The organism is Bacteroides gallinaceum (assembly GCF_030373775.1).
GTDB lineage: Bacteria > Bacteroidota > Bacteroidia > Bacteroidales > Bacteroidaceae > Phocaeicola > Phocaeicola excrementipullorum.
In genome coordinates this window covers 86,405-113,400 of sequence record NZ_JAUDEN010000003.1, presented here as the reverse complement: position 1 = coordinate 113,400, position 26,996 = coordinate 86,405, and the positions used below count along the sequence as shown (strand labels likewise).

Here is a 26,996-nt window from a genome sequence, read left to right as displayed (position 1 = left end):
CATAATTTCAAATTCTCTCCAGTTCAAACTCTACAGGCTGTCCGTCTTGGCATTTCACAGTCAGTTCCGTCATGCCTTCCGAAGCCGCCAACGTTATTTTATCCGAATTCCCCACAAGCTTCCAATCGCCATAAAGCACCAAAGACTTATCTTTCGGCCTGCTGGATTCTTTAGTAGTATATGACTTTTCCTTGATATCCAGATCCGGATCACAAACGCTTATCCGAAGCGACGCTTCTTCCTGTTTGTACATAACCATGGTTTCCGCCGGAAGTTCCGAGAACAATCCGTTTTGCCCCAACTTCACGTCTTCAAACACAGCACAAGCTGTAATTCCTGTCGGGATATCCCGGACAATATGCGCTTTGTCATCGCATTGCAGCACTTCATACGAATCCAACGGTGTTCCAGCCTCCAGCTGCTCTTCCGAAGGCTGAATCCAGACCAGATACTCATAAGAAGCCTTCTGAGGAGCACAGCCATGATCAATCCATGCTGAAGCAAATTCGCCCTCTGTCAACGTGCGTTTCTTTTCATGCCGCGATTCCTGTCTGGCTATATACACTTTGACATTTCCTTCCTTTATATAATAATAATTGTCATAACCGTCACGCAGACAAAGAGGATGCTTGCCGGTCACATCAAATTCGCCGGAAAAGCCAAGTTCGTTTTTCACATCTCCGTCCACAAGCAAATCATGCGCTCCATCGTCAGTCCATACGCTCTGGAAAAGCGTCGTTTCTGTAGAATAGTCCCGATTGCTATTCGTAATTCCTGATCCCAAAAAGACCATCCGGTTATCAAAACAGAACACGGACTTCCGGGCTACAAAATCGGGCGTAAAGTTTTTCAGTTCACGTTCCATAAGCTTAGTGGCGAACATTCCGTTCTTTCCTTCAAAACTGGAAGCCCCTGAAAAATGCTCCTTCGACTTAAGCATCGTCGTGCCCTTCAACGGACTGTCAAGCATCTCAAAAGGCAAATGAATGGCGGTTGTTCCCGGAAGCCTGTTCCAATCCCAACCGTTTTCATCATAGCCGCTTGTCCGGCGAGAATCTCCTCCCATTATCTGCACGGAACCATAACTCTGGTAACGCCCGTAACGGTTGTCCTTCGTATAAATCTCTGCACCCCAGACATCCGTATTATATCCTTTCAGTGTCACCATCCAGTCATTGCGCCGAAAGACTCCCGCAGCTCCATAATTGTACACGAAGAATCCTTCCGGCGCTTTGGCAGGACGGATTCCCTGCTTCCTGAAATAACGCGCCTCCGGCGTATCTTTTCTGCACAAGCGCAAATAATCCGCAGCCAATGAACGGTCGAACTCATTTTTTCCTCCCGACAGGTCGCCCGCAAGAGCAAGAGAAGCAAACGAAGCTATATCCTCTTCCCGCATCGACCCGCCGAAAGGATGCCTCCCACTGATTCCGATACCCCATTCGTATTTGTTGCAATAATTTCTCATCGCCAAAAGCGCCGTCTTCAGCACCTGCCGGGGTTCTGCCGCCAACTCATACTGCGTGTCTTTTGTCAGTGCTACAAACGAAGCTACTGCTGCCAAGGCACCGGTTGTATAGGCCGGATAAAAGCCGCCATGATGAAACGTTGTCCCGTCCACCTTTATCCCTCCGATCGTACCGGATGTATACCTCAACGAAGACGCCACCCACCGTGACAGTCCCTTAAGAGCTCTCACACGCTCCCTTTCATCTACAAGCAGCATAGCCGACACAACCTTAGGCTGGAGCAGCGTATGCCAAGTGTCAAGCAGTTCATCCCTCCCCTGAGGACAAGGCTGGCGCGTTTCCTGCAGCGCAGCCCAAAAAGCCAGTGTCGCGACAATGGCATCGCTCTTCTGAGCCTTCCATATTTTATCGCGCATCAGCCAAGCTGTAGTGTAAATATTCCGCACCTGATATCCGTAATGATGGTTTGTTCCCATTCCGCTGCCATAGGCAAATCCTTGATCCATTGCATAATCCCAAACAAGGAAGTATTTATTCTCCGCCTCGCTCGAGCCATTATAAAGAGCATCGTAAGCAAAGCCGGAAAGCATCGTTTCCAAATCATTCCATGACAATTCTCCCTTCGCACGCTTCAACTCATCCGGAGCAACGACCGGAGCGCCGACAAAGCCGGTCAGCGAACGGCGGATGTTTGCTTTATCAAAAACGTCATACGCTTTCTTCACAAGCTTTTGAGGCGCTTTCTTCAATTCCAGCGCTGCGTCCAGACGGCCAGCCATCATATCCAGTTCTTTCTTTTCTTCCAAAGTCAGTTTTGCAGGAATCGGTATATCATATGCAAGCTGTTCCCATTGCCAGACACGGCACCAATGCCACAAATCGCGAAAATCCAACGCATTGTTATAAGGCATCTGCTGGTCGGGCGTCGTACGGAGATTCATTTTCGTAACCGGAAAAGTAAGCCGGTCGATAAAGACACGCCCTTTTCTTTTCGGTGCAACAATTCTCCATCCGGCTATTTCCTTGTCAGCCTTGTCGCCATGCATATGCTGAAATCCGATCCAACAAGCCCTCCAGCCCGCAGCACACAGATTAAAGCTGAACTGATAAGAAACATGCCCTGCAGGTGAAAGAAACTCAAACCGCAGACTGTCGGTCTGAGGCTCCTCATTATAAATCCACAAGGCTATTCCATAATTTTCCTCCTTGCCCGAAGATAAAGACAGCGGCTCTTTCATGTTCACCGTCAGCACCTCTTCAGGCCCAAACTGCCACTCCATGCTGTTTGCCCCTTCCTTATAGAACAAGGCAGAAGTACTCAAACTGTGTTTCCCGGAAGCCGTAAAGTCTTCCGGAACTTTACCTTCAAAGTTCCATGTCTGCGCATATCCGCATAAAGCCGCTCCCAAACATATAATGGAGCATATAAAAAATTTCCGTTTCATATAACAAAAATATAAAAAGACTGCCAACTTGACAAGCAATCCGAAAAATTTGGTCAAACAAAGTGGGTGTGCCAGGAACCAGCCACGACACACCCACCATTACTTAACATCTAATTCACTCATGAACAAGAATGCCATGAAACGCACCGCATCCTATTCCTCACAATGAATCATAGACATCCTGTTGAGTTTTCCTAAAACCTTTACTATCGCAAATCATTTCCAATAGTCATTCTGCTGCAATTCTCCATTTACATCCAGCTCTTTTGTCGGAATCGGCATGAACTGGTGTTTGGCTTGCGTTCTTGTCACATAATCTTTGGCACCTTGATACTGGTTGCCCGTAGCCCAGCGGGAATCATTGACAGCGGCACCCAGCTTATCGTGAATAGCTTCCACATAGATTCCCCAGCGGACCAGATCATACTTACGGAGCGATTCAAAGCAAAGTTCACGTCCGCGTTCGTCACGAACTTCCTGCTGGAAATCCTCGTAGCTTAATCCAGACAACGGGTCTGTCAGTCCAGCACGGGATCTGACAGCATTGATGCATTCATAAGCCAATGCAGTAGGTCCCTGGTTCGCTTCATTTTCAGCCTCAGCCAACATCAGAAGCACATCCGCATAACGCAGAATCGGATAATTCTCCGGTGTCCAGTTCTTTTCCTTTTGCGATGAAGGCTCCCATTCACGGCGGAATTTTCCGCAAGAACGCTGCACAATCTGGTTCTTTTTCCATTTAACTTGTGCGTCTTTGTTATTTATCTGGTAAGGAGCGATGTAAAGATCACGACGTTTATCGCCATCCTCATACAAATCCCAAAGAATAAGTGTCGGTGCATAAAAGCCATAGCTATATCCCACAGCATTACTGCCTTTCTGAATATTGCCTATAACATTTCCGATTCTGCCGTCTGTATAGTTGCCCAGTCCGTCGGCCGAACGGTTCCCGATAAATTCAGCCTCCCACATGCTTTCGTTATACACCTCATCATACTGGTCGGCAGCCAGATTCTTCCAGAACTGTTCCATATCAGGATTCAACTGATGTTTGCCAGACTTCTTCACTTCATTTGCCCAATAAGCAGCCTTCTCATAATCCGCCTTTCCTCCATTGTTGGGATTGCCGGCACGCCACAGGTAAACGCGAGCAAGAATACCCATCACCGTAGTCTTTTTCACATAAGAAGGAGATTTGTCGTAAGCACTGTCGTCTACCATGTCTACACATGCTTCCATTTCCTGCACAATCCAGTCCAACGCTTCCTTGTTGGGAGTGGCTTTCAAGGCAGAATTATTCACGTCCTTAAACGACTCCTTCCGGAGGGGCACTTCATGCCAAGCCTGCACCAGAAGGAAGTGATAGTATGCGCGCAAGAATCTGGCTTCTCCCTTTATCCTTGTTCTTACATTCTCATCCATATCTGCTTTATCTATATTGTCAAGCAGCATGTTTGCATTATTAATTCCCTTATACAAAGCCTTCCATACTCCCCATACATGCTGGTTGCTCGGATTGTGATCATTCCCATACACCTGACTGGTAAGCTGGCCGCTCTGACGCTGATAATAGCTCAAGTCATCTATGTTAGAAAGCATACAAGAATAAAAGTTTCCGTAAATAGCCTCAGTCACCAGCGTATAATACACACCGGCCAAAGCCATCGTGCATTCTTTTTCGTTTGTATAGAACGTTTCAGGCGCTACAAAGTCATACGGTTTCGTTTCAAAGAAATCCTCACACGAAACGCCGGTGGCGCACAGGCAGACAGCCAAAAATATATTTCTTCCGTATTTATATATAGTTTTCATAAATCTGTTTTTTTAGAATGTGACATTTAATCCAAACGACAATGTAAAGGCACGCGGGTATGCAGACCAGTCAAAACCCGGAGTAAGCACAGAGTTACGGGTAGAAACCTCCGGATCATCACCCGAATAATGAGTAAAGGTCGCAATGTTTTCAGCAGCAAGATAAATGCGTGCGGCACTGATACCCAGACGGTCCAAGACTTTCGGTCCAAAGTTATACCCCAAAGAAATGTTCTTCAGCTTCAGATAAGAACCGTTTTCCACATACAGCGAACTGTATTCAGTCGCTCCGTTCGCTTTGGCACGAGGCATATTGCTTTCCGGGTTTTCAGGTGTCCACCGGTTGGTGTAAGTAGCGAACATGTTGGTATTCTGCTTCGACGACGGATTTTCAAAAACCATACGGTTGGCATTGAGTATGTCATTGCCATAACTCCACTGCAAGAAAATATTCAAATCAAAGTTCTTGTAAGTAAAATTGTTAGAAAAACCGCCCGTATGCTTCGGCTGTCCGTTACCGATCGTTGTTTTGTCGTCATCGTTTATTTCACCTTCGCCGGTCAAGTCCTTGTATTTGGGATCTCCCGGCTGAGGGTTGGTCTGATAGTGAGGAATGCCATCCTTGATTGTATATACCGTTTCACCGTTTGCTCCTACAGATGTATTAAAGTCATCATACTTATATGTTCCCTCATAAACAAAGCCATACATTTTACCTGCAGATTCTCCTACCTTGCTTATATAAGCCGGCATCGTTCTATACTTGTTGTCCCAGCTGATATAGCTTGTCATATAAGGCTGGCCTGAATTCAGTGCAATGATCTCATTGTTATTGAACGCAATATTAAAATTGGAAGTCCATGTAAAGTCTTTATTCTTGATGTTTGTCGTTTCAAGTGTAAGCTCCAAGCCTTTGTTGCGCAGCTTGCCGACATTCAGTGTTGCCGAAGAGAATCCGGAACTTGCAGCAATATCAGCATCCAACAGCAAATCCTTCGTTGTCTTCACATAATAGTCCATCGTCAGATTGATGCGCCCGTCCAGAAAGCCCAAGTCCAGTCCCAAGTCAAACTGCTCCGTAGTTTCCCATTTCAACAATTCGTTGAACATGCTGCTGAGCACGTATCCTTGAGTAAACTCACCGTTCCACGGATATTTGTAAACGTCATCGCTCGTCACAAGATGAGCCATATAATCATAATTGCCGATACGGTTGTTGCCTGTCTGACCGTAGCTGAAACGCAACTTACCGTTAGACAACCAATGCAGATTGTCAGAAACAAATGCTTCGCGCTGGAAAGCCCAGGCTACAGAGCCTGAAGGGAAATATCCCCAACGATGACCTTTAGCAAACTTGGAAGAACCGTCAGCACGCATGGTCGCGGTCAGATAATAGCGTGAATCATAATTATAATTGATACGCCCAAAATATGAAAACAATTTGTTTTCTCCCTTTGATGAAGTAACCGTAGGATTGCTTCCTTTATCCAGACCAGCCATTCCGAACGACTCATTGCTGATCTGCTCGGTAGTTATAGAATGAATGTAGCTGGTATTCTTCTGCACGGACATACCGACCAACGCATTGAAGCTATGGGACTTCTTGTTCAACTGATAAGTCAACGTATTTTCATTCAGATAGCTTCTCGCTTCCCCTTGGTACAGATAGGCATTGATACCCTTGCTCTGCGTATTCGACGGATGCGAATTACCTGTACGGGTCTGCGAACCGTTGAACTCTTCATTCTTGTAGTCGCGCGCCGTATATCCGGCCGTTACCTTCAGTTTCAGATTCTTGATGATTTCATATTGTGCACCGACATTGAATGCCATGTTATTCGTCGTCTTGTGACGATATTCATTCCGTGCAGAGAGAACTGGGTTAAAACGGTAGTCTTCGGTCATGTTGACACCCTCATCATACATTTGATTCAGCAAGTCAGTTCCGGTAGGTGATACCGGGCGGAATGACCATACGCTGTACATGTATGCCGTCGACATGGATGTAGTGGATGTAGAAACAGTCGGACCATCCTGCACATTGCTTGAATAATTGGCGTTGAAGTCAATCTTTAATTTGTCATTTACCGTTTGACTCAAGCTGGCACGCCCCTGATAACGCTTGAGGCCTGAGTTGATGATGACACCCTGCGTATCATCGTATGTCAACGAAGTGGTATATTTAAGATTGTTGGCACCGCCTGTCAAAGACACATGATGGCTGTGGCTTAGTGCCGTGCGATAAATATAGTCCTGCCAGTCATACGACGGAGCGTTGCGATAGTCTTCGACGGTAGGATACAAATCTGTAAGGTAGTTGTTCTGAAAATCTTCTCCGCCGCCCATAATTTCTTGCTGCAAGGTTACAAATTCATAGGCATCCATCACCTCAGGCTTATTTTTCAAGGTACTGATTTTAAACGTGCCGTTATAAGTGACGGTTGGCTTTCCAGCACCTCCCTTTTTAGTCGTTACAATAACAACGCCGTTTGCACCGCGTGCTCCATAAATGGCTGTAGCTGAAGCATCTTTCAGGATATCAATCGATTCAATGTCATTCGGATTCAAAGTGCCAAGACCGGAACTTTCCGAGGGAAAACCGTCGATGACATACAAAGGCGCCGTGCTTCCGGTCAGCGAGCCGGCACCGCGGATTACAATGCTGAAATTGTCGCCCGGACCACCGTCACTGGAAGAAACTCGTACACCGGCAATACGGCCAGCCAGATTCTCTGTAATGTTACTTACCGGAGTCTTTACCAGATCTTTCATGTCCGCAGAGCCGATAGAGCCTGTCAAGTCCCTTCTTCTCACGTCACCATAACCGACAGCAACGACCTGCACCTCATCCAAAGTCTGGGCATCTTCCACCATTGTAATATTGAAGCGGGTTTGTTTTCCAACTTTGATCAATTGTGTCTTATATCCGATAAAAGACAACTGAAGCACATCATCCGGCTTCACTCCGCTCAGTTTAAATTCACCAGTCAAATCTGTTATGGTTCCATTGTCAGTCCCTTTCACGACCACACTTACACCGGCAAGCTCACTCAAAGCATCAACAACCTTACCGCTTATGTGACCACCACTCTGCGCCTTTACAGAAAGGCACAAGAACAGACTGGCTGCTAACATCAAAAAAAACCTGTTTCTCATGATCTTAAATTAAATAGGTTAATAAAAGCGTTTTTACAAAAACATTGTTCTTACTCTCAAAAATCTAAATCATCAACAAAACGCAACTTCCCATTGTTCATTTCCTGAAGAAAATTGCGCTACCATTCTTCAGAAGTTTATTATAAACAGCTACAAACATAAAAAATAAGCGAAATGTTAATCCTGATTCTAAAAGGCCAAACCGCCTTATTTCCAACCTATTCAGAAAGAAAAGAAATTTATAAAGCCATTCTGCCCCGCACCATTCTATATCTCCAGGCTAGAGATACAAATCTCCAGACTGAAGACATATATCTCCAGACTGAAAATGCATATCTCTAAACTGGAGATAAAAAACAGACCGCTTTTTATCCTTTTTATCCGCAATATTATGCCATTTGTCTGCAATCGCCGCAAAACAAGCGCACAGAACAAAGCGATTGACTATCTTTGCAGAATCATAAAAAACGACTTGATGCAATGAAGAAACCAAAACTTTTTTTCTTCCTGCTGACTCTGTCCGCACTTGCACTCAGCCCGATGCGGGCATCAGAACCGGAAGAGAACTTATATCTTACTCCGCAACGGCTGTTCCATATTGCCAGAAGCATAAACAAGAATCTGGTCTGTTATGACGCCAATCTGGTTGGAGGAAAACTGGATACACAAAAGCCGCTGAATGTATACTGGGTAAACCGCGAAGAGCATATGGGAGAAAAAAACGGACTGAGCTTTATCCAGCGAAAAATGGCATACGGATACAAAGTGGTGGCCGAAGGAAACAACACAAGCACGGTAACTCTGACTGCCTATGACGGCCGCAAACTGGAGATTTGCCAGCAGGGGGCGCATTACGTATGCCGCACGACCATCAATGGCAAGCCTGCTGTCTTAAAATACCTGTACGTGAAGGTAAACGACAGGAATCCGCTCAGCGTAGACTATGTGGAGCTTCACGGCGAGTCCGTTTCATCCAAAGAGAAAGTGACGGAGCGGATCATGAACTGAAAACAAAAGCACAAGGACCAGAGCTTTATACGCCAGAACTTCAGGCATATTCCCTTCTGATCCTTGTGCTTCTGCATTCACCAACGTGCCGGCGCGTCAGAACACCCGGCGACAAACGCATGGCTTATTCTCCTTTTACAGCTGAAATCAGTTCGTCAGCGGTAACCAAAGCCTGCTCTCCCGTAGTCATATTCTTCAAAGTCACTTTTCCTTCATTCATTTCGGTTTCGCCCGCGATGGCAACAAAAGGAATAGACTTGCTGTTTGCATAGCTCATCTGCTTCTTCATTTTCGCACTGTCAGGATATACTTCCGCACGGATTCCGGCCTCGCGCACCTTAGCCAGCACCGGCAAAACATAATCCGCTTCCGATTCACCGAAATTAACGAACAGCAGCTGAGTGGCTTCGGACGCCTCTTTCGGATAAAGATCAAGCTGATTCAGCACATCGTAAATACGGTCGGCACCGAAAGAAATGCCCACGCCCGAAACACCGTCCATGCCGAAAACACCTGTCAAATTGTCATAACGTCCTCCTCCGCTGATGCTTCCAATCTGCACATCAAGCGCCTTCACCTCAAAAATCGCGCCGGTATAATAATTCAGCCCGCGTGCCAAGGTCAAGTCAAGTTCAACTTCTGACTTCACTCCCAGACCTGCCACTTTCTTCAAGATGAACTCGCATTCTTCAACACCTTTCAGTCCGGTTTCACTGGAAGCAAGTACAGCCTTCAATGTCTGAAGCTTTTCTTCATTCGAACCGCCCAGCAGAATAATCGGCTGCAACTTTTCGATGGCTTCTTGAGAAATGCCTTTTGAAGCCAGTTCTGCATTCACATTGTCAAGGCCAATCTTGTCAAGCTTGTCTATAGCTACAGTGATGTCTACAATCTTATCGGCTTCACCGATGATTTCTGCAATCCCCGTAAGAATCTTCCGGTTGTTCACTTTGACCGAAACACGGATTCCGAAACGGCTGAACACCGCGTCAATCATCTGCACCAACTCTACCTCGTTCAGCAGGGAGTTGCTTCCCACCACATCGGCGTCACACTGATAAAACTCGCGGTAACGTCCTTTCTGGGGACGGTCGGCACGCCACACCGGCTGAATCTGAAAACGCTTGAAAGGAAAAACGATTTCATCACGGTGCATCACCACATAACGGGCAAACGGCACTGTCAAGTCATAACGCAAGCCCTTTTCACAAAACTTGCCCGCCAGCTTGGCTGCATTCCGGCTCAGCAGCTCTTCGTCTGTCAGGGCAGAAAAATAATCACCCGAATTCTGTATCTTGAACAAGAGCTTGTCGCCTTCTTCTCCATATTTTCCCATCAACGTAGAGAGATTCTCCATTGCCGGCGTTTCAATCTGCTGAAATCCGTAAAGATAGAACACCTCACGTATGGTATTGAATATATAATTACGTTTCGCCATTTCTACCGGCGAAAAATCTCTGGTTCCTTTAGGTATGCCTGGTTTTGTTGCCATAATTGATTTCAAGTTTTTGATTTTCCGCACAAAAGTACGCAGAAAAATGCGGATTCCGCAGATTCATGCCGATTTTATTTTAAATTTTCATCGGTTTGATACAACCGATTGAGAAATAAACTTTTAGCGGAGTATTTAAGAAACAGAGGTAACGGTTTGTCGACCATACGAAATTCAGCGATTTGCGGTGCTGTCAAATTACTCTTTCAGATACAAAGGTATAACATTCTCGGAAAAGACAATATCCGTTATCGCGCTTTTGCGTTCTATTTCTGTAAATTATTCATTGAAAGAGAGATAATCTCGCGAATTATAGCTACCTTTACGGTTGAAAACCAAAAGCATAGGCCCAATGGCAAAGATTACTGTTCAAAATACAGACATCAGTGTTGTCAAGTACAACGAAGAAGATTACATCAGTCTTACGGATATGGCACGAAGCCAGCTGCAAGAGCATATAATCTTCCGTTGGCTCAGTCTCAAAAGCACCATTGAATATCTTGGCGAATGGGAAATGCTGTATAATCCCGATTTTAATTGTACCGAATTCGGTACAATTAAAAATGCAGCGGGAAGCAACAACTTCGTGCTTTCGGTAAAAACTTGGATAGAAAGAACCTATGCAATCGGCATCCGTTCAAAGGCCGGTCGCTATGGTGGCACGTATGCACATCGGGATATAGCCTATCATTTCGGTATGTGGATTTCGCCTAAATTCCAATTGCTTCTCGTCAAGGAATATCAGCGGCTAAAGAATAAAGAACAAAGGTTGCTCGGTTGGTCGGCAAAGCGTGAACTATCGAAAATCAACTACCGCATACATACCGATGCCATCAAACAGAACCTTATCCCGACGGAAGTTACTCAGGCGCAAGCAAACATCATCTATGCCAACGAAGCTGACGTATTGAACGTGGCAATGTTTGGCATGACGGCAAAGCAATGGCGCGAAGCCAATCCTGACCTGAAAGGCAATATTCGAGATCATGCCAGCATCAACGAACTTATCTGTCTGTCAAATATGGAAAATCTCAATGCAGTGTTCATCGAACAGGGTATGCCGCAGGGTGAACGTCTTTTAAAACTCAATCAGATAGCCATTCACCAAATGAGCGTATTGGGAAACAGTGATAATGGAGAGAGAAAGTTGTTGAAATAATCATTGCCAATACATTGCCCTTTATTATAGCCTATGTTTCTTAATTGTTTCTCAAGATTCCAGTTATCTGACTTTTTCTGAGGTTCAAACCATTTGGTTCCCGATTCAAGCCATTGTTTGCGATACTCTGCTTGGGACTCAGTAGTATAATCCTCATTACCCCATTCTACACCGCAACATGGGCAAATATCGTACGTCGGAGTCTTTCCATCATCACCCCACGGATTGTGGTTGCCAAGTGGATAGCCACAAATAGGACAAAAATTGTTTCCATCAGTTTGTTTATCGGTCAGCTTCATCGCTTGCCTCCTTTCCTCCAAAGACATATAAGAAACTGTTTAAATTTTCCAATTAAGTATTTTTATCCGCCCCTTTTTGAGTTTGTTTACAAATCGGGCAGGATGCCTCTCTTGCTTTAATTTTGCGGTTATATTGGCCGGCGTATGTTCTGTCTTAACTTCCCGATGCAAATCTGCGGAATCCCTACACCTATCTAAAATTTCCTTCAAGATTTTTACTCGCGCCGGTTCATATAAATCATGACATAATAAATCAGCGTGGCCAGCGAACCCAAAGCAGCCACCACATACGTATAGGCGGCCGACCTCAAGGCGTCTGTGGCCTGGCGGTGATTAAAGGCGTTGGTAATGCCCGCACTGCTCAGCCACACCAGCGCACGGCGGCTTGCGTCAATCTCAACCGGAAGTGTGATCAGGCTGAACAGGGTAGTCATGGCAAACAGGCAAATGCCTATCAGCAGCAGCTGGGGAAATGAATTGACCATCAGAATGCCCGCCAGCAATACCCATGAAACGATGGATGAAGAAAACTGCACCACCGGAACCAAGGCTGAACGCATCTGCAAAGGTCCATAGGCACGCGCATGCTGTACGGCATGTCCGCATTCATGAGCGGCAACCGCAGCCGCAGCCACACTGCACGTTCCATAAACCCCTTCGCTCAAATTGACAGTCTTGTTCGTCGGGTTATAATGATCAGTAAGCATACCCGGCGTGCTGGTTACCGTCACATCGTAAATGCCGTTGTCACGGAGCATCTTTTCTGCAACATCGCGCCCGGTCATTCCGTTGGCTAGAGGCAACTCCGAATACTTTTCAAATTTACTTTTCAATCTGGCCTGCACAATGTAACTGATTACCGCAATGCCGATGAATACAATCCAAATTAACATAGTCTTTTTCTTTTGATTGATGATTTACAATAATATACAGCAAAAACCTTGCCAGAAGATTCCGGCCTTCCTTCTGCCGGCAGAACTGCTCAAAGTTAATCAATTTGCAGATAGCAGAAACGAAGAGATGCCGATTTTTATTTTTTTATTGGACAACTTTACGTAATTTTGTTCATTATTTGAAATGACCATGATAGTTTGCATTGCCGAAAAGCCCAGTGTGGCACGCGATATCGCGGATGTGCTCGGAGCACGAAACCGGAAAGAAGGATATATTGAAGGAAACGGATACCAGGTCACCTGGACATTCGGGCATCTGTGCACCCTGAAAGAACCGCACGAGTATTCGCCCTCATGGAAGACATGGAGCCTCAGCACGCTCCCCATGATTCCGCCGCGCTTCGGAATAAAGCTTATCAATGATCCCGGCATCGAAAAACAGTTCCGGATAATCGAAGGACTGATGCAAAAAGCTGACATGATCATCAACTGCGGCGATGCCGGCCAGGAAGGAGAACTTATACAGCGCTGGGTGATGCAAAAGGCCGGCGCAAAATGCCCGGTCAGACGGCTTTGGATTTCTTCACTCACCGAAGAAGCTATCCGGGAAGGATTCTCTAACCTGAAAGACCAGTCTGAATTCCAGTCGCTTTATGAAGCCGGATTAAGCCGGGCCATCGGCGACTGGACACTGGGAATGAATGCGACCCGACTTTATACGCTGAAGTACGGACAGAACAAGCAGGTGCTGTCTATCGGCCGCGTACAAACTCCTACGCTGGCATTGATCGTAAAGCGCCAGCAGGAAATCGAACATTTCATTCCCAAACAATATTGGGAACTGAAAACGGTTTACCGCGACACGCTTTTTTCTGCCATCGTGCGGAAAAGTGACGAAGAGCTGGCAGAAGAAGCAGAAAGGGAAAAGGAAAACCCAAATGCAAAAAAGAAAGCGCCATCAGCCGACTCCAACCGGGGCATACCGCAGATAACTGACGAAAAAACGGGCCAGGAACTGCTGGAGCGGGTGCGTCAGGCTCCTTTCCGCATCACGGAAATCTCCTCCAAAAAAGGAACGGAAGCTCCTCCCCGATTGTTCGACCTGACTTCATTGCAGGTGGAATGCAACAGGAAGTTCAGTTATTCGGCGGACATGACCCTGCAACTCATCCAGTCGTTGTACGAAAAGAAAGTGGCGACATACCCGCGTGTCGACACGACTTTTCTGAGCGACGATATCTATCCCAAATGCCCGAAAATACTGGAAGGACTGAAAAGCTACACCCAGCTCACGGCACCTCTGGCGGGAAAACCGCTCGTCAAGTCGAAGAAAGTGTTCGACAACTCGAAAGTGACAGACCATCACGCCATCATCCCTACCGGTGTACAACCGCAGGGATTGAGCGACATGGAAACACGTGTATTCGATCTGATAGCGCGGAGATTCATTGCCGTTTTTTATCCTGACTGCAAGTTTTCAACAACAACCGTTGTCGGAAAAGCCGACGAAATAGAATTCAAGGTAACCGGAAAGCAGATTTTAGAGCCGGGATGGAAAGTCATCTTTGCGAAAGACACCAAAGACATGCCGGAGGAACAGAAAGACAATGACGACGAGAAGGCGCTCCCGGCATTCACCAAGGGCGAATCGGGGCCCCACGAACCGGCTCTATACGAAAAGTGGACCCAGCCTCCGCGTCCTTACACCGAGGCAACCTTGCTGCGTGCGATGGAAACCGCAGGCAAGCTGGTGGACAACGACGAACTTCGCGACGCTTTAAAGGAAAACGGTATCGGGAGGCCTTCTACACGTGCGGCCATCATTGAAACACTGTTCAAGCGACATTACATCCGCAAGGAGCGCAAGAATCTCATAGCTACACCAACCGGAGTGGAACTGATACAGCTTATCCATGAAGAACTGCTGAAATCGGCTGAACTTACAGGCATATGGGAGAAGAAGCTAAGGGAAATAGAAAAGAAGTCGTACGATGCAGGCACATTCCTCACCGAACTCAAGCAAATGGTGACCGACATTGTATACAGCGTGCTACGTGACAACAGCAACCGGCATGTAACCGTCGCGCAAGATTTTCAGACTCCGCCGGCGACTAAAAAAGAGAATACAGCCAAGCCTCGGACACGATCCTCCAAAACAAGAACCAAGGCAAAGCCTGCCCCTGCACCGAAACCGGCCTCTCTTCCCTCCGACGACAGCATCATAGGAAAGGCTTGTCCCCTGTGCGGAAAAGGCATCATCATCAAAGGAAAGACAGCTTACGGATGCTCACAATGGAAAAACGGCTGTACGTTCCGCCTGCCTTTTGCGCAAGAAGCATAAGACTCATGCCGAACGCACCGGCATCCGGCGGAGAATCTTCGGGAATTGCCATGCAAACAGAAGCGTGCAGCAGATGGCGGCAACGGCATCAGAAATGGCCTCGGAAGCAAACACCCCGCTCACTCCCATGAAATGAGGAAGAATCAAGGCCAAAGGAACCAGCAGAATAACCTTGCGAAGCAATGCTATCAAAATGGATATCCGCGCCTGCCCCAGGGCAACAAACATGTTCTGGCAAGCGCGCTGCAGCCCGAATATAGTCATGCCGGCAAGGAACAGCGGCATTGTCCACCGCACCGTTTCAACCAGACGGTCATCGTCCGTAAACACGGCCGCGACCAAGGTAGGAAAACAAACCATAAGCATCATCAGCACAAAGTTAAACGAAAACATCACAATTACCGCCATGCGGAAACAGTCTTTCACACGCTGCTTGTCGCCATGCCCGTAGTTGTAGCTGGCTATCGGAACAAATCCTTGAGCGAATCCGGTCAGCGGAACGCTGGCAAACTGCATGGCGCTCTGCAAAACAGCCAGCGCACTGACATAAATATCACCGAAACGCTCCAGCCTTCCGTTCAGCACAAAGCCTACAAGACTTTCTGTGCTTGCCATAATAAAAGGTGACATGCCCAATGCAAGCATCGACAGGATCACTTCTTTGTCCGCCTTCATATAACGCTTTTCGAGCCGGAGCGTCGCCCTGTCTGAGGACAAGAAGCCAAGCACCCAGACAGCACTGCACGCCTGAGAGATGATGGTTGCCAATGCAGCCCCCTTTACTCCCATGTCAAGCGCGAAGATAAAGACAGGGTCGAGTATGATGTTGAGCAAAGCACCTACCAGAACAGAGCACATGGCAACGGCGGGCCGCCCCTGGCAATTGATGAACATGTTCAGTCCCGTAGAGATCTCTACAAACACGGTGCCCAGCAAATAAACCGACAGATAATCCACGGCATAAGGCAGTGTCCGTTCGGATGCCCCCGTAAGCAGCAGAACAGGCTCCATAAACACATACGCCATGAAGGAAGTCGACAAGGCAAGCAGTATCAGCAGCACAAAACCGTTTCCCAGGATTTCTCCTGCCCGCACCCTGTCGCCCTGTCCCAATGCAATGGCGGCCAGAGGAGAGCCGCCGGCACCCACGATAGACGAAAACGCCGAAATAAGTATGATGATGGAAGTGGTAACGCCCACCCCCGCCAACGCATCGGTTCCGATTTCCGGTATATGACCTATATATATACGGTCGACTATATTGTAGAGCAAATTGACAAACTGGGCTGCGACTGCCGGGAGCGCCATCTTGAAAACAAGAGGCAACATGCGGTCTGTCCCTAATCGTTCTTCGTATCGGCTGTTCTGACTATTCATACATATTATTTATGGCACGCAAAGTTACTCATTCGGTTCAGAAAATCGGGTTCTCCCGCTTTTCCTGCCTTCCGACAATGTTAAAACAAACTTAAATCTGCAAGCAATAGTTGTTCAGACAGCACAAAATAGCTACTTTTGCAAAGTCGAGTTTACAAAAGTGCAATTTTCTATGAACAACAACACATTCAAAGAAATCAATGAAAGCTTCACCATCAAAGAAGCTATTGATGAAGCAAAACGTTGTCTGAACTGCAAGAATCCTTCCTGCAAGAAGGGATGTCCCATCGAAAACGACATTCCCGGATTTATCCACCAGCTCTCTATGGGTAATATGGGAGATGCGATGGCGATCATAAACGAAAAAAGCAATCTGCCTGCCATCTGCGGACGTGTATGCCCGCACGAAAAGCAATGCCAGGGGCACTGCGTGCTTTACGCAAAGGGGAAAGGCATACAGATCGGCAAGCTGGAACGCTTTGTGGCCGATTTTGATACGGACATGAATCTGATCCGCGAACGCCTGCCGCAAAAGACACGTGGGAAAGTGGCCGTTATCGGTTCGGGACCGGCCGGACTGACCGTTGCCGGCGATTTGGCAAGGCAAGGATTCAATGTCACCATCTTTGAAGGACAGAGCGAACCGGGCGGCGTATTGATGTATGGCATACCCGAATACCGGCTCCCCAAAGAAGTCGTAAACAAAGAAATCAAAAAGATTGAAGCGCTGGGAGTCAATTTTGTGCTGAACTGCCTTGTAGGGAAACAGATAACCATCGACCAGATGTTCGAACAGGGATATGACGCCATCTTTATCGGAACAGGAACTGCCCTTCCGAAAGCGCTGGATGTGCCGGGAAGCAAGCTGAGAGGCATCGTACAGTCATCCTACCTCCTTCATATGGCGAGCATCTACAACCAGAATATCGTGCCGCGCGACATGGTTCCGTTGGAAGAAGGCGAAAAGGTAGGCATCATCGGATGCGGAAACGTAGCCATGGATGCCGCACGCACCGCCGTTCGCATGGGAGCCGGAAGCGTGAGCGTTATCTATCACAAGACGGAAGCTGACATGCCTGCCATCCAGAGCGAATACCAGGAAGCCGTAAAAGAAGGGGTTCAGTTCCTGTGGCAGACATCCACTCTGGAATTTCTTGGAAATGAAGAAGGAAAAGTGCGCGCCATCCGCGCCACGACTCCGGACGGAGAAAAAGAAATTCCGTTCGACCGCATTTTCCTCGCAATAGGTTCACGTCCAGCAAACCGCATCGTTTCGACAACCACCGGAATCGATGTCGATGAAACCGGTTACGTCATCGTGAAGGAACGTCCCTATGGCATGACTACACGCAAGGGAGTATTTGCCGGAGGTGACGTGGTACACCGCCCGCATACGGTGGTACTGGCGATGAAGGCTGCCAAACAAGTTGCGGCAGGCATCGCCCAATACGTTGACGCAGTGAAGCTTCTCGAAGCATAAACGCACATTTATTCCATATCTTGCGGGGACGCACGGTTTGTGTGCCCCCGCAAGCCGTTTATCGCCCGTTGCGTCTGATATATTCGGAAATGACCAGAAAGAAGTTCACCCTGGTATAGAACACCAGCAAGAGCACGATGTCGCAATTCACGATGCCTTTCCTCCAGGCCGACAGGGAAAAGCCGTCGGGGAAAAAGGCCATCACCAGCATAACCCCCAGATAAATGAGAAAACCTTCGGCAAAACTCTCCACGACAAAAAGCACGGGACTCTTCAAATAAGTGCGGTGCGCCCAGCTTCCCAAAGAAATCTTATAAGTCAAGGGGTTGCTGCACCGATAATGCCACAAGCCCACTACGGCCAGAACCGCACCGAACGACAAATTTACAATCACTTTCCCCCATCCGGCTCCCAACAGATACGATACCGGCAGCCAGACCAGCACGAACAGAAGCGCGCTCATCCAGCATGCCTTCCCCCTCAGACGCGGGGATGCTTCAAATTCTTCCGTTTCCATAACACAATAATAGAGGTCAACCATCTGACAAATATAAACAATGCAATGCAAAACGCCAAACTTGTTCATGCCTGAAACGGAAATGTCATCTTATAAACTTATTTTTTGATTTACATCAATAAAAGCGGGACAAAACGCAATTTTATGCTGAAAAACATATTTTGATAAGAAAAAAGCCTTATCTTTGCAGTGTAATTAAAAGAAAACAAGTTCTAGAGCTTGACTAAAGTAGAAAGAAAGTTTTAAGGATAACGTAAAAAACAATAGGTAAAAGAAAAGAGGCCTGCCGCGACGGTCCGCCAAAAAAAGAAGGTTTTTTAAGGTATTAATTAAAAAAGAAAGGGTAACAATTATGAAAAAGGTAAAAAACATTTTCCACAAAATCGCTAACGCAGATCCGATGATCTGGGGTTACGTAATGCTGAATGAAACCAACCGCAAATAATTGTTGCGGAACGCTGAGTTCGTCAGCATTCTTATCGAGAACAGGAAGGCCATAAGGCCATTGGTTAATATTACGGTAAAGAGGGTGATCCGGCTAGGGGTCATCCTTTTTTTGTACGGTTCAAGAAGCGCAAGTCCGAAATGTCAATCTGACAAAACGTCATTTCCGGACCGCGAGAATCGCCTGCTTCGGGCAAGGGCAAAGGGTTGTCCATAAAACCGCAGGCACAAACGCCCGGAGCGGTTCAAACGGCTTGCATATAGCGAAAAAGGCAGACAAAAGCATATATAGAGAAGGGAGAAACGCATCAAAAAGAAAGATAAAATCCGCAGAAGTCTTCTCTACGAAAGAATGTCAGTTGGCTGATTCGGAAACAATCCGGAGAAAAAACGCCGGCATCCGGCATCCTGAACCACGGAAACAGAGCGTTTCTTCAGGAATGACGGGACATTTCACACAAGATATATGGTCATTCGGACGAAAATGACGGGACATCTTGCCGCAGATGACGGGTTATTTTCACGGAAAGGCAGGGATGAAAATCCTCTCAGAAGGGTTTCCGGAGGGAAAGGCAGCATGTTTCGGGCAGGAAAGCGCCTATCGAAGAGCGTAAATCCGCCCGTTGCAGGTCAGCAGATCGGCCGATATGCAAACATTATGAAAGCGAAATGCCGAAGCAAACAGCGATTTGCATCCGGTGCCAAGGGCGGGATTTATCGTCCCGGACAAAGCAGCCGCACGGATTATGAAGATATTTTTGTACCTTTGCCAACCACCTAAAAGGCCAAGACCATGACACACCTCTCGATCGACACAGACAATCCGGAGTTTCAGAATGCCCTGAAACTGATCCAATATACCCGCCAGTCGGTTTTCCTTACCGGGAAGGCAGGCACCGGAAAGTCTACGTTCCTGAAGTATGTGTGCCAGAACACCCGAAAGAAATATGTGGTGCTGGCTCCCACCGGAATAGCGGCCATCAATGCCGGAGGAAGCACACTGCACAGCTTCTTCAAGCTGCCTTTTCATCCGCTCCTGCCCGACGACCCCAAATTTGCGGGAAACAAGCTCAAGGATTACCTGAAATACTCGTCCGACCACCGGAAACTGATAAAAAACATCGAACTGGTCATCATCGATGAAATCTCGATGGTACGGGCGGACATCATCGACTTTATCGACCGGATTCTGCGCACTTATTCACAGAACATGCGCGAACCCTTCGGCGGAAAGCAGCTCCTGCTGGTGGGCGACGTATACCAGCTTGAACCGGTGGTGAAAAGCGACGAAAGGGAAATACTGAACCGCTTTTACCCGAACCCATACTTCTTCTCGGCCAACGTGTTCCGGCAGATAGAGCTGGTATCAATCGAACTGACCAAAGTGTACCGGCAGACCGACAAAGTGTTCGTAAGCGTGCTCGACCATATCCGCACCAATACGGCCGGAAACGCCGACCTCCAGCTTCTGAACACACGGTGCAACGTGCCGGAAAACAGGGAGGAGAACGACCTGTATATCACCCTCGCCACACGGAGGGACACGGTTGACTACATCAACGAGAAAAAACTGGCGGAGCTTCCGGGCGAACCCGTCACGCTGAAAGGCGTCATCAAGGGAGAGTTTCCCGAAAACAGCCTCCCCACACTCATGGAGCTGATCGTAAAGCCGGGCGCGCAAATCATTTTCATCAAGAACGACCAGGAGAAGCGGTGGGTGAACGGAACCATCGGAACCATCTCCGGAATATCCGACGACGGCATCCTTTACATCGTGACCGAGGAAGGACGCGAATTTGATGTCCGCCAGGAAAGCTGGAGCAACATACGCTATCACTACAACGAACAGGAAAAGAAAATCGAAGAAGAAGAACTGGGCACCTTCACGCAATATCCCATCCGGCTGGCATGGGCCATCACCGTCCACAAAAGCCAGGGACTTACGTTCAGCCGCGTGGTCATCGACTTTACCGGAGGGGTGTTTGCCGGAGGACAGACGTATGTGGCGCTGAGCCGGTGTACGTCGCTCGAAGGCATCCGCCTGAAACGGGAAATCACCCGGAGCGACATCTTCGTGCGGCCGGAAATCGTAAGCTTCGCCAAGCATTTCAACGACCGGATCGCATTCGACCGCGCCATGAAGCAGGCGCAGGCCGACGTGGAATATGCGGAAGCAGCAAAAGCTTTCAACAAAGGCGACTTCACCGCCTTCCTGAGCTCGTTCTTCAAGGCAATACACAGCCGATATGACATCGAGAAGCCTCTCATACAGCGGTTTATACGCAGAAAGCTGAACATCATCAACCGCCTGAAGGAAGAAAACCGCCGGCTGAAAGAGGAAATGGCAGCACAACGGAAGAACCTGGAAAAGTATGCACGCGAATATTACCTGATGGGGAACGAGTGCATCACAAAGGCACACGATGCACGGGCGGCCATCGCCAACTACAACAAAGCCATCGAACTTTACCCCGGATACGTAGACGCATGGGTGCGCAAAGGCATCACCCTGTTTGATGAAGGGCACACCGAAGAAGCCGGAATATGCCTCAACAAAGCTGTCGAGATACGCCCCGGAGAATTCAAGGCCGTATACAACCGCGGGAAACTGCGCCTGCATACGGGATACATCGAGGGAGCCATAGCCGACCTTGACAAAGCGACCAGCCTGAAAGCGGAACACGCCGGAGCGCACGAATATTTTGCCGAAGCGCTCGAAAAAGCCGGGAAAGAAACGGAAGCAGCCATCCATTACCGCATAGCCGAAGAGCTCAGGAAAAAGAAAAAGCAATAAAGCGCAGGTATTCTGCACTTCAAGGCATCCGTTTCAATTAAAATTCGTACTTTTGCGGATGCGGAAGTCTAATCTTCTGCAACCAAAGCATGCTACTCAAACTTTATTCAAAGAACAACAATCCGGATGACATCCAGCGGGTAGTGGAGATACTCAACGAAGGAGGCATCATCATCTACCCGACGGACACCATGTATGCCATCGGATGCCACGCGCTGAAAGAGCGTCCAATCGAACGCATCTGCAAGCTCAAGGACATCGACCCGCGCAAGCCAAAGCTTTCCATCATCTGCTACGACCTGAGCAACATAAGCGAATACGCCAAGGTAAGCAACAACACGTTCAAGCTGATGAAGCGCAACCTCCCGGGACCGTTCACGTTTATCCTCAAGGCCGACAGCAGGCTGCCGAAAATCTTCCGTAACCGTAAGGAAGTTGGAATCCGCGTGCCCGACAATCCCATCATCCATGAAATCTGCCGCGCGCTGGATGCACCGATACTGACCACAACGCTCCCGCTGGAAGAAGGCGAAGACACCGAATACGTGACCGACCCGGAACTGATAGATGAAAAGTTCGGGGACAAGGTCGACCTCGTAATCGACGGAGGAATAGGAGGGCTTGAACCTTCCACCGTCATCAATTGTTGTGAAGATATTCCTGAAATCACACGCCAGGGTAAAGGCGAACTTATAGAATAACCATTTTACAGAAGAAACATTATGTCAGCTACACTACAACACATCATGCTATTGAGCGCTTCTACGAAAATCAATATGGAAGCCGTTCTTGACCGACTGATCGACTGGGGTATCGATGCCGGAAAAAACATCATCGGCGCCATCCTGATCTTTATCATCGGACGCTTCATCATCAAACAGATCAACCGTCTGGTAAGCAAAATACTCAGGAAAAGAAAACTGGAAGTCAGCGTAGAAACCTTCCTCAAAAGCCTCCTAAGCATCTTGCTCAACCTGGTGCTGGCCTTCGCCATCATCAGCAAGCTGGGAATAGAAACCACCAGCATCGCCGCCCTTCTGGCCTCTGCCGGCGTAGCGGTAGGTATGGCTTTGTCAGGCAATCTGTCAAACTTTGCCGGCGGACTGATCATTCTGGTATTCAAGCCGTTCAAGGTGGGCGACTATATCGATACGGAAACAGCCGACGTAAGCGGAACCGTAAAGGAAATTCAGATCTTCCATACGGTGCTCGCCACACTCGACAACAAAATCATTTACGTCCCCAACGGAGTGCTCAGCAGCAGCGCCATCACCAACTACAGCAAGCAGAACATGAGGCGCGCCGAATGGATCATAGGCATAGAATACGGTGAAGACGTAGACAAGGTGAAGGGCGTCCTCGAAGAACTTATCGAAGCCGACACACGCATCCTGAAAGACCCGGCTCCGCTTGTCGCTCTGAAGGCACTTTCGGCAAGCAGCGTCGACATTGTTGTGCGCGCATGGGCCAAAAGCGAAGACTACTGGAGCGTATACTTCGACATGAACAAGAAAATATACGATACGTTCAACCGGAAAGGAATCGGCTTCCCGTTCCCGCAGCTCACTGTACATCAGGCCAAAGACTGACGGACAGCCGAAAACATTTAAAGGTATTTAAAGGGCGGAATGTGCAGAAACCAGACTTTGCACTTCCGTGAAAAAAGATTATCTTTGCGCCCGTAAAAGACAAACGATGGACGAACGGGTACGCTACAACGACTTTTCCGGTTTTCTGGCCGCGCACTTTCCGTACAAAGTACAGAAAATATCGATCAACGCAGGCTTCACGTGTCCGAACCGTGACGGCACAAAGGGATATGGAGGATGCACATACTGCAACAACCAGACATTCAATCCGGCGTATTGCCACACGGAAAAACCTGTCGGGCAACAGGTACGTGAAGGGGTGGCCTTCTTTTCCAGAAAGTATCCGAAGATGAAATATCTCGCATACTTCCAGGCTTACACCAACACCTATGCCGGGCTGGAGGAACTGAAACGCATGTACGAAGAGGCTCTGGAAGTGGAAAACGTAGTGGGACTGGTCATTGGAACACGGCCGGACTGTATGCCGGATTCGCTGCTGGACTATCTGGAAGGGCTGAACAGGCAAACATTCCTGATCGTTGAGTATGGCATCGAATCTACAGACAACCGCACATTGAAACGGATCAACAGAGGACATACATTTGAATGTACAGCCGATGCCGTCAGAAAAACAGCGCAAAGGAAGATTCTGACAGGAGGGCATGTCATTCTTGGCCTGCCGGGAGAAAGCGGCAGGCAGATCATCGCTCAGGCGGAAACGATTTCAGAGCTGCCTCTGAATACGCTCAAGCTCCACCAGCTGCAGCTCGTGAAAGGAACCCGCATGGCGCATGAATATGCCGAACACCCCGAAGAGTTCCATCTGTACAAGGCAGACGAATACATCGATCTGACCATCGACTATCTGGAACATCTTCGTCCCGACATCGTGATCGAACGGTTTATATCTCAGTCGCCCAAAGAACTGCTCATCGCTCCCGACTGGGGACTGAAGAATTATGAATTTACCGAAAGGATAAAGAAGCGCATGAAAGAACGCGATTCATGGCAAGGAAAACATTATAAAAACAGGATACAATAAATAACTATTAGATTCAAATGGAAATTAAAGGAAAAGTTCATTATGTAGGTGTGAACGACCGGACAAAAGCATTGTTCGAGAATCTGTGGCCATTGCCTTACGGCGTATCTTATAACTCTTACCTGATTGCCGATGACGACATGGTTGCATTGGTCGACACGGTGGATGTGGCTTTTTTTGAAGTATACATGAAGAAAATCCGCAGCGTTATCGGCGACCGGAAGATTGACTATTTGATTATCAATCACATGGAACCGGACCATTCAGGCTCCCTCGCTCTCATAAAGAAATACTATCCTGAAATTGTGCTGGTCGGAAACAAAAAGACTTTCGACATGGTTGAAGGCTACTATGGCGTAACCGGCGAACGTTATGTCGTGGGCGACGGCGATTTCCTGAAGCTGGGACACCATAGCTTGCGGTTCTACCTCATCCCTATGGTACACTGGCCCGAAACGATGGTCACTTTTGATGAAACAGACGGCATTCTGTTCTCGGGCGACGCGTTCGGATGTTTCGGAGCGCTTAACGGCGGATGCATCGACAAGAACATTAACACGGACATCTATGAAAACGAAATGCGCCGCTATTATTCAAATATCGTCGGGAAATTCGGCAATCCGGTACAGAAGGCTTTGCAGAAATGCAGCAGCCTGCCAATCAGCATGATCTGTCCGACTCACGGTCCCGTATGGGAAGAAAAGATACCCCAAGTTGTCGACCTTTACGACAAGATGAGCCGCTATGAAGGCGAAGAAGGGGTTGTCATCGCTTACGGAACCATGTACGGAAACACCGAAGAGCTTGCAGAAACCATTGCCGAAGAATTGAGCAAGGAAGGCATCAAGAACATTATCCTCCACAATGTTTCGCATACCCACCAGTCCTACATTCTGTCGGACATATTCAAATACAAAGGTCTGATTGTCGGATGCACTACCTACAACATGCACCTGTATCCGGAAATGGAAGCATTGCTCAGCAAAGTGGCAGGAAGAGAGATGAAGAACCGCATCATGGGCTATTTCGGTTCATACACATGGGCCAGTGCAGCCGTAAAGAAACTGGCTGAATATGCGGAAAAGCTGAAATTTGAAGTAGTCGGCAATCCGGTAGAAATGAAACAAAGCATGAAAGCCGACAATTACGCTCAGGCAAAAGAACTGGCCAAAGCAATGGCCGACCGCCTGAAAGCAGACCGGAAATAAGATATAGCCAGCGTAAAATACAATGTGCCGATGCACGACAAACGCAGAACCCACATGCGCAAGAGTCGGAGCATCGGCACATTAATTTATATCAGCACTATCAATCGGCAGGAATCAGACTCAGATGTTTCTCCCGTCCTGGCGCAGGATGTTTCTCCAGCCATTCTTTCAACATCTGCCGGTGTTCCGCCAATACCTGAGCATAACCAGACTCAACCGCAAGGTTTTGCATCTCGCCTCTGTCTTTATCCATATCAAACAACTGCTCACGATACTTCCCCTTGTCATAAAGCACATACTTGTAATGAGGCGTGCGCACCATCCATCCCAGCGTGCCGCTGGTCTGGTTGAAATTGGTTTCAGTCACCACATATTTCTGGTGAGGCTTCTCCGGAAGTCCGCTTTCAGCAATGCCGCGGAAACTCACGCCCTGTCTGCCCGCCGGCATGTCAATGCCCGCCCAATCGCATACACTAGGCATGAGATCAACGGCATTGTTTACCAGCTGGGGCAACACCTTGCCTCCATTCTTGCTTCCCGGAAGGCAGACAATGAACGGGATATTAGCCACTTCCTCATAAAGCACGGTTTTCTGATTCCACTGGTGAGCGCCGCATCCGTCGCCATGATCGCTTGTAAATATGATAACAGTATTTTTCCACAAGTCCTGACGGTCTATTTCATCCACAATCTTTCCGATTTCGGCATCAACCGCCTCCACCAGGCGGAAATACGCATTTCTGTAGCGCCGCCAGTCGTCCGGAGTAAAATCTTGCGAGGGATACAAAGCATAACTCTGCTTCTTCTCGAAAGCGAGCACACTGGCATCATAAGGATTCACGGCAAAATTCGCAGGAAGATTCGGGCATTCCTCCAAAGGCGGTTCCTCTACCGTTGCATAAGGCGTATGCTGATGGCGTGCATATTCGCAGATATTATGCGGATTCGTAAAGGAAGCCACAAGGAAAAACGGAGTTTCAGGCTTGCTCCGGAGGAACTCCACGCAAGACTCGGCCAAACCGATGTCCCCGTTCATGCTCAGACGATGAAAACCGAAAGAATATTCGGAAGGCAGCGAAACGGTATTCGCATGCCACTTGCCTGCATAAGCACAATAATACCCTCCTTCCGTCATCAAGGAACCAAGCGTATGCTCCTGCAGTGAGTCGGGAATCGCTATGCCGTTTTCTATCGTGCCTATTTCGCTCGGCATATAGCCGGTAAACATGGCCGAACGCGTCGGACCGCTCAAAGGCATCCCGCAGTAGGCGTTCTCAAACCTCACGCCATGCGCAGCCAGCCGATCCATATTCGGCGTTTTCACCTCAGCCGTCCCAGCGCAGCTCATGGCTGCAGCCGACTGCTGGTCTGTCATAATATAAATAATATTCGGACGGTTCTGAGCAGACAATGCAACAGGGGCAACCGTCCCGGCCAACAAAAAAAACTTTACATTCATACCTAATACATA

The 26,996-nt window shown here is 48.0% G+C and carries 18 protein-coding genes; 9 read left to right on the top strand and 9 right to left on the bottom strand.

Annotation, left to right across the window (positions count from 1 at the left end):
- Positions 1 to 7: 7 nt before the first annotated feature.
- The 3 genes from QUW60_RS02780 to QUW60_RS02770 all read right to left on the bottom strand — a co-directional run bounded on the left by QUW60_RS02780 (position 8) and on the right by QUW60_RS02770 (position 7,861).
- Entirely contained in the window at positions 8 to 2,914 is a 2,907-nt protein-coding gene (locus QUW60_RS02780; RefSeq protein ID WP_289558360.1) for a chondroitinase family polysaccharide lyase, read from the bottom strand.
- A gap of 216 nt (positions 2,915 to 3,130) precedes the next feature.
- The gene (locus tag QUW60_RS02775) at positions 3,131 to 4,726 is read right to left on the bottom strand and encodes a RagB/SusD family nutrient uptake outer membrane protein (protein WP_258337831.1); all 1,596 of its coding nucleotides are present in this window, start codon (positions 4,724 to 4,726) and stop codon (positions 3,131 to 3,133) included.
- Positions 4,727 to 4,738: 12 nt separating this feature from the next.
- Positions 4,739 to 7,861, bottom strand: coding sequence for a SusC/RagA family TonB-linked outer membrane protein (locus tag QUW60_RS02770; RefSeq protein WP_434736834.1), 3,123 nt, complete (start codon positions 7,859 to 7,861; stop codon positions 4,739 to 4,741).
- A gap of 501 nt (positions 7,862 to 8,362) precedes the next feature.
- Between QUW60_RS02770 and QUW60_RS02765 the strand changes: the two genes are divergently transcribed.
- Positions 8,363 to 8,890 carry a DUF4833 domain-containing protein gene (locus QUW60_RS02765; RefSeq protein WP_258337833.1) on the top strand — a complete coding sequence of 176 codons (528 nt, stop codon included), beginning with the start codon at positions 8,363 to 8,365 and terminating at the stop codon, positions 8,888 to 8,890.
- 124 nt (positions 8,891 to 9,014) lie between these two features.
- On the opposite strand, the gene hisS is transcribed toward QUW60_RS02765, so the two are convergent.
- Positions 9,015 to 10,382 (bottom strand): histidine--tRNA ligase, encoded by a 1,368-nt coding sequence (gene hisS, locus QUW60_RS02760; RefSeq protein ID WP_289558358.1) that lies wholly within the window; start codon positions 10,380 to 10,382, stop codon positions 9,015 to 9,017.
- A gap of 352 nt (positions 10,383 to 10,734) precedes the next feature.
- On the opposite strand from hisS, the gene QUW60_RS02755 reads away from it, so the two are divergent.
- Complete coding sequence (locus tag QUW60_RS02755) at positions 10,735 to 11,541, top strand: KilA-N domain-containing protein (RefSeq protein WP_258337835.1); 807 nt, start codon at positions 10,735 to 10,737, stop codon at positions 11,539 to 11,541.
- Here QUW60_RS02755 and QUW60_RS02750 read toward each other — a convergent pair.
- Positions 11,484 to 11,867: a hypothetical protein gene (locus tag QUW60_RS02750; protein ID WP_289558357.1), complete on the bottom strand. Its 384-nt coding sequence runs from the start codon at positions 11,865 to 11,867 to the stop codon at positions 11,484 to 11,486. The two genes, QUW60_RS02755 and QUW60_RS02750, sit on opposite strands and share 58 nt — an antisense overlap.
- A 188-nt stretch (positions 11,868 to 12,055) precedes the next feature.
- The gene (locus QUW60_RS02745) at positions 12,056 to 12,733 is read right to left on the bottom strand and encodes a zinc metallopeptidase (protein ID WP_258337836.1); all 678 of its coding nucleotides are present in this window, start codon (positions 12,731 to 12,733) and stop codon (positions 12,056 to 12,058) included.
- A 190-nt stretch (positions 12,734 to 12,923) separates the two neighbouring features.
- On the opposite strand from QUW60_RS02745, the gene QUW60_RS02740 reads away from it, so the two are divergent.
- Positions 12,924 to 15,074: a DNA topoisomerase 3 gene (locus tag QUW60_RS02740; protein ID WP_289558356.1), complete on the top strand. Its 2,151-nt coding sequence runs from the start codon at positions 12,924 to 12,926 to the stop codon at positions 15,072 to 15,074.
- Positions 15,075 to 15,077: 3 nt separating this feature from the next.
- Here the strand turns inward: QUW60_RS02740 and QUW60_RS02735 are convergent, their stop codons facing one another.
- Entirely contained in the window at positions 15,078 to 16,451 is a 1,374-nt protein-coding gene (locus QUW60_RS02735) for an MATE family efflux transporter (RefSeq protein WP_289558355.1), read from the bottom strand.
- 172 nt (positions 16,452 to 16,623) lie between these two features.
- Between QUW60_RS02735 and QUW60_RS02730 the strand changes: the two genes are divergently transcribed.
- Positions 16,624 to 17,931 (top strand): NAD(P)-dependent oxidoreductase, encoded by a 1,308-nt coding sequence (locus tag QUW60_RS02730; protein ID WP_289558354.1) that lies wholly within the window; start codon positions 16,624 to 16,626, stop codon positions 17,929 to 17,931.
- A 58-nt stretch (positions 17,932 to 17,989) separates the two neighbouring features.
- On the opposite strand, the gene QUW60_RS02725 is transcribed toward QUW60_RS02730, so the two are convergent.
- The gene (locus tag QUW60_RS02725; protein ID WP_289558353.1) at positions 17,990 to 18,472 is read right to left on the bottom strand and encodes a hypothetical protein; all 483 of its coding nucleotides are present in this window, start codon (positions 18,470 to 18,472) and stop codon (positions 17,990 to 17,992) included.
- A 1,213-nt stretch (positions 18,473 to 19,685) separates the two neighbouring features.
- Between QUW60_RS02725 and QUW60_RS02720 the strand changes: the two genes are divergently transcribed.
- The 5 genes from QUW60_RS02720 to QUW60_RS02700 all read left to right on the top strand — a co-directional run bounded on the left by QUW60_RS02720 (position 19,686) and on the right by QUW60_RS02700 (position 25,525).
- Positions 19,686 to 21,686 (top strand): AAA family ATPase, encoded by a 2,001-nt coding sequence (locus QUW60_RS02720; protein WP_289558352.1) that lies wholly within the window; start codon positions 19,686 to 19,688, stop codon positions 21,684 to 21,686.
- An 89-nt stretch (positions 21,687 to 21,775) separates the two neighbouring features.
- Positions 21,776 to 22,387, top strand: a complete 612-nt coding sequence (locus QUW60_RS02715) for an L-threonylcarbamoyladenylate synthase (RefSeq protein WP_258337842.1) — start codon at positions 21,776 to 21,778, stop codon at positions 22,385 to 22,387.
- A 21-nt stretch (positions 22,388 to 22,408) separates the two neighbouring features.
- Positions 22,409 to 23,275, top strand: coding sequence for a mechanosensitive ion channel family protein (locus QUW60_RS02710; protein WP_289558351.1), 867 nt, complete (start codon positions 22,409 to 22,411; stop codon positions 23,273 to 23,275).
- A 106-nt stretch (positions 23,276 to 23,381) separates the two neighbouring features.
- Positions 23,382 to 24,317 carry a tRNA modification radical SAM protein MnmL/YtqA gene (gene mnmL, locus QUW60_RS02705; protein ID WP_289558350.1) on the top strand — a complete coding sequence of 312 codons (936 nt, stop codon included), beginning with the start codon at positions 23,382 to 23,384 and terminating at the stop codon, positions 24,315 to 24,317.
- Between the two features lie 17 nt (positions 24,318 to 24,334).
- Complete coding sequence (locus QUW60_RS02700; RefSeq protein WP_258337844.1) at positions 24,335 to 25,525, top strand: FprA family A-type flavoprotein; 1,191 nt, start codon at positions 24,335 to 24,337, stop codon at positions 25,523 to 25,525.
- Positions 25,526 to 25,625: 100 nt separating this feature from the next.
- Here QUW60_RS02700 and QUW60_RS02695 read toward each other — a convergent pair whose 3' ends face one another.
- Complete coding sequence (locus tag QUW60_RS02695) at positions 25,626 to 26,984, bottom strand: sulfatase family protein (protein ID WP_289558349.1); 1,359 nt, start codon at positions 26,982 to 26,984, stop codon at positions 25,626 to 25,628.
- Positions 26,985 to 26,996 lie beyond the last annotated feature (12 nt).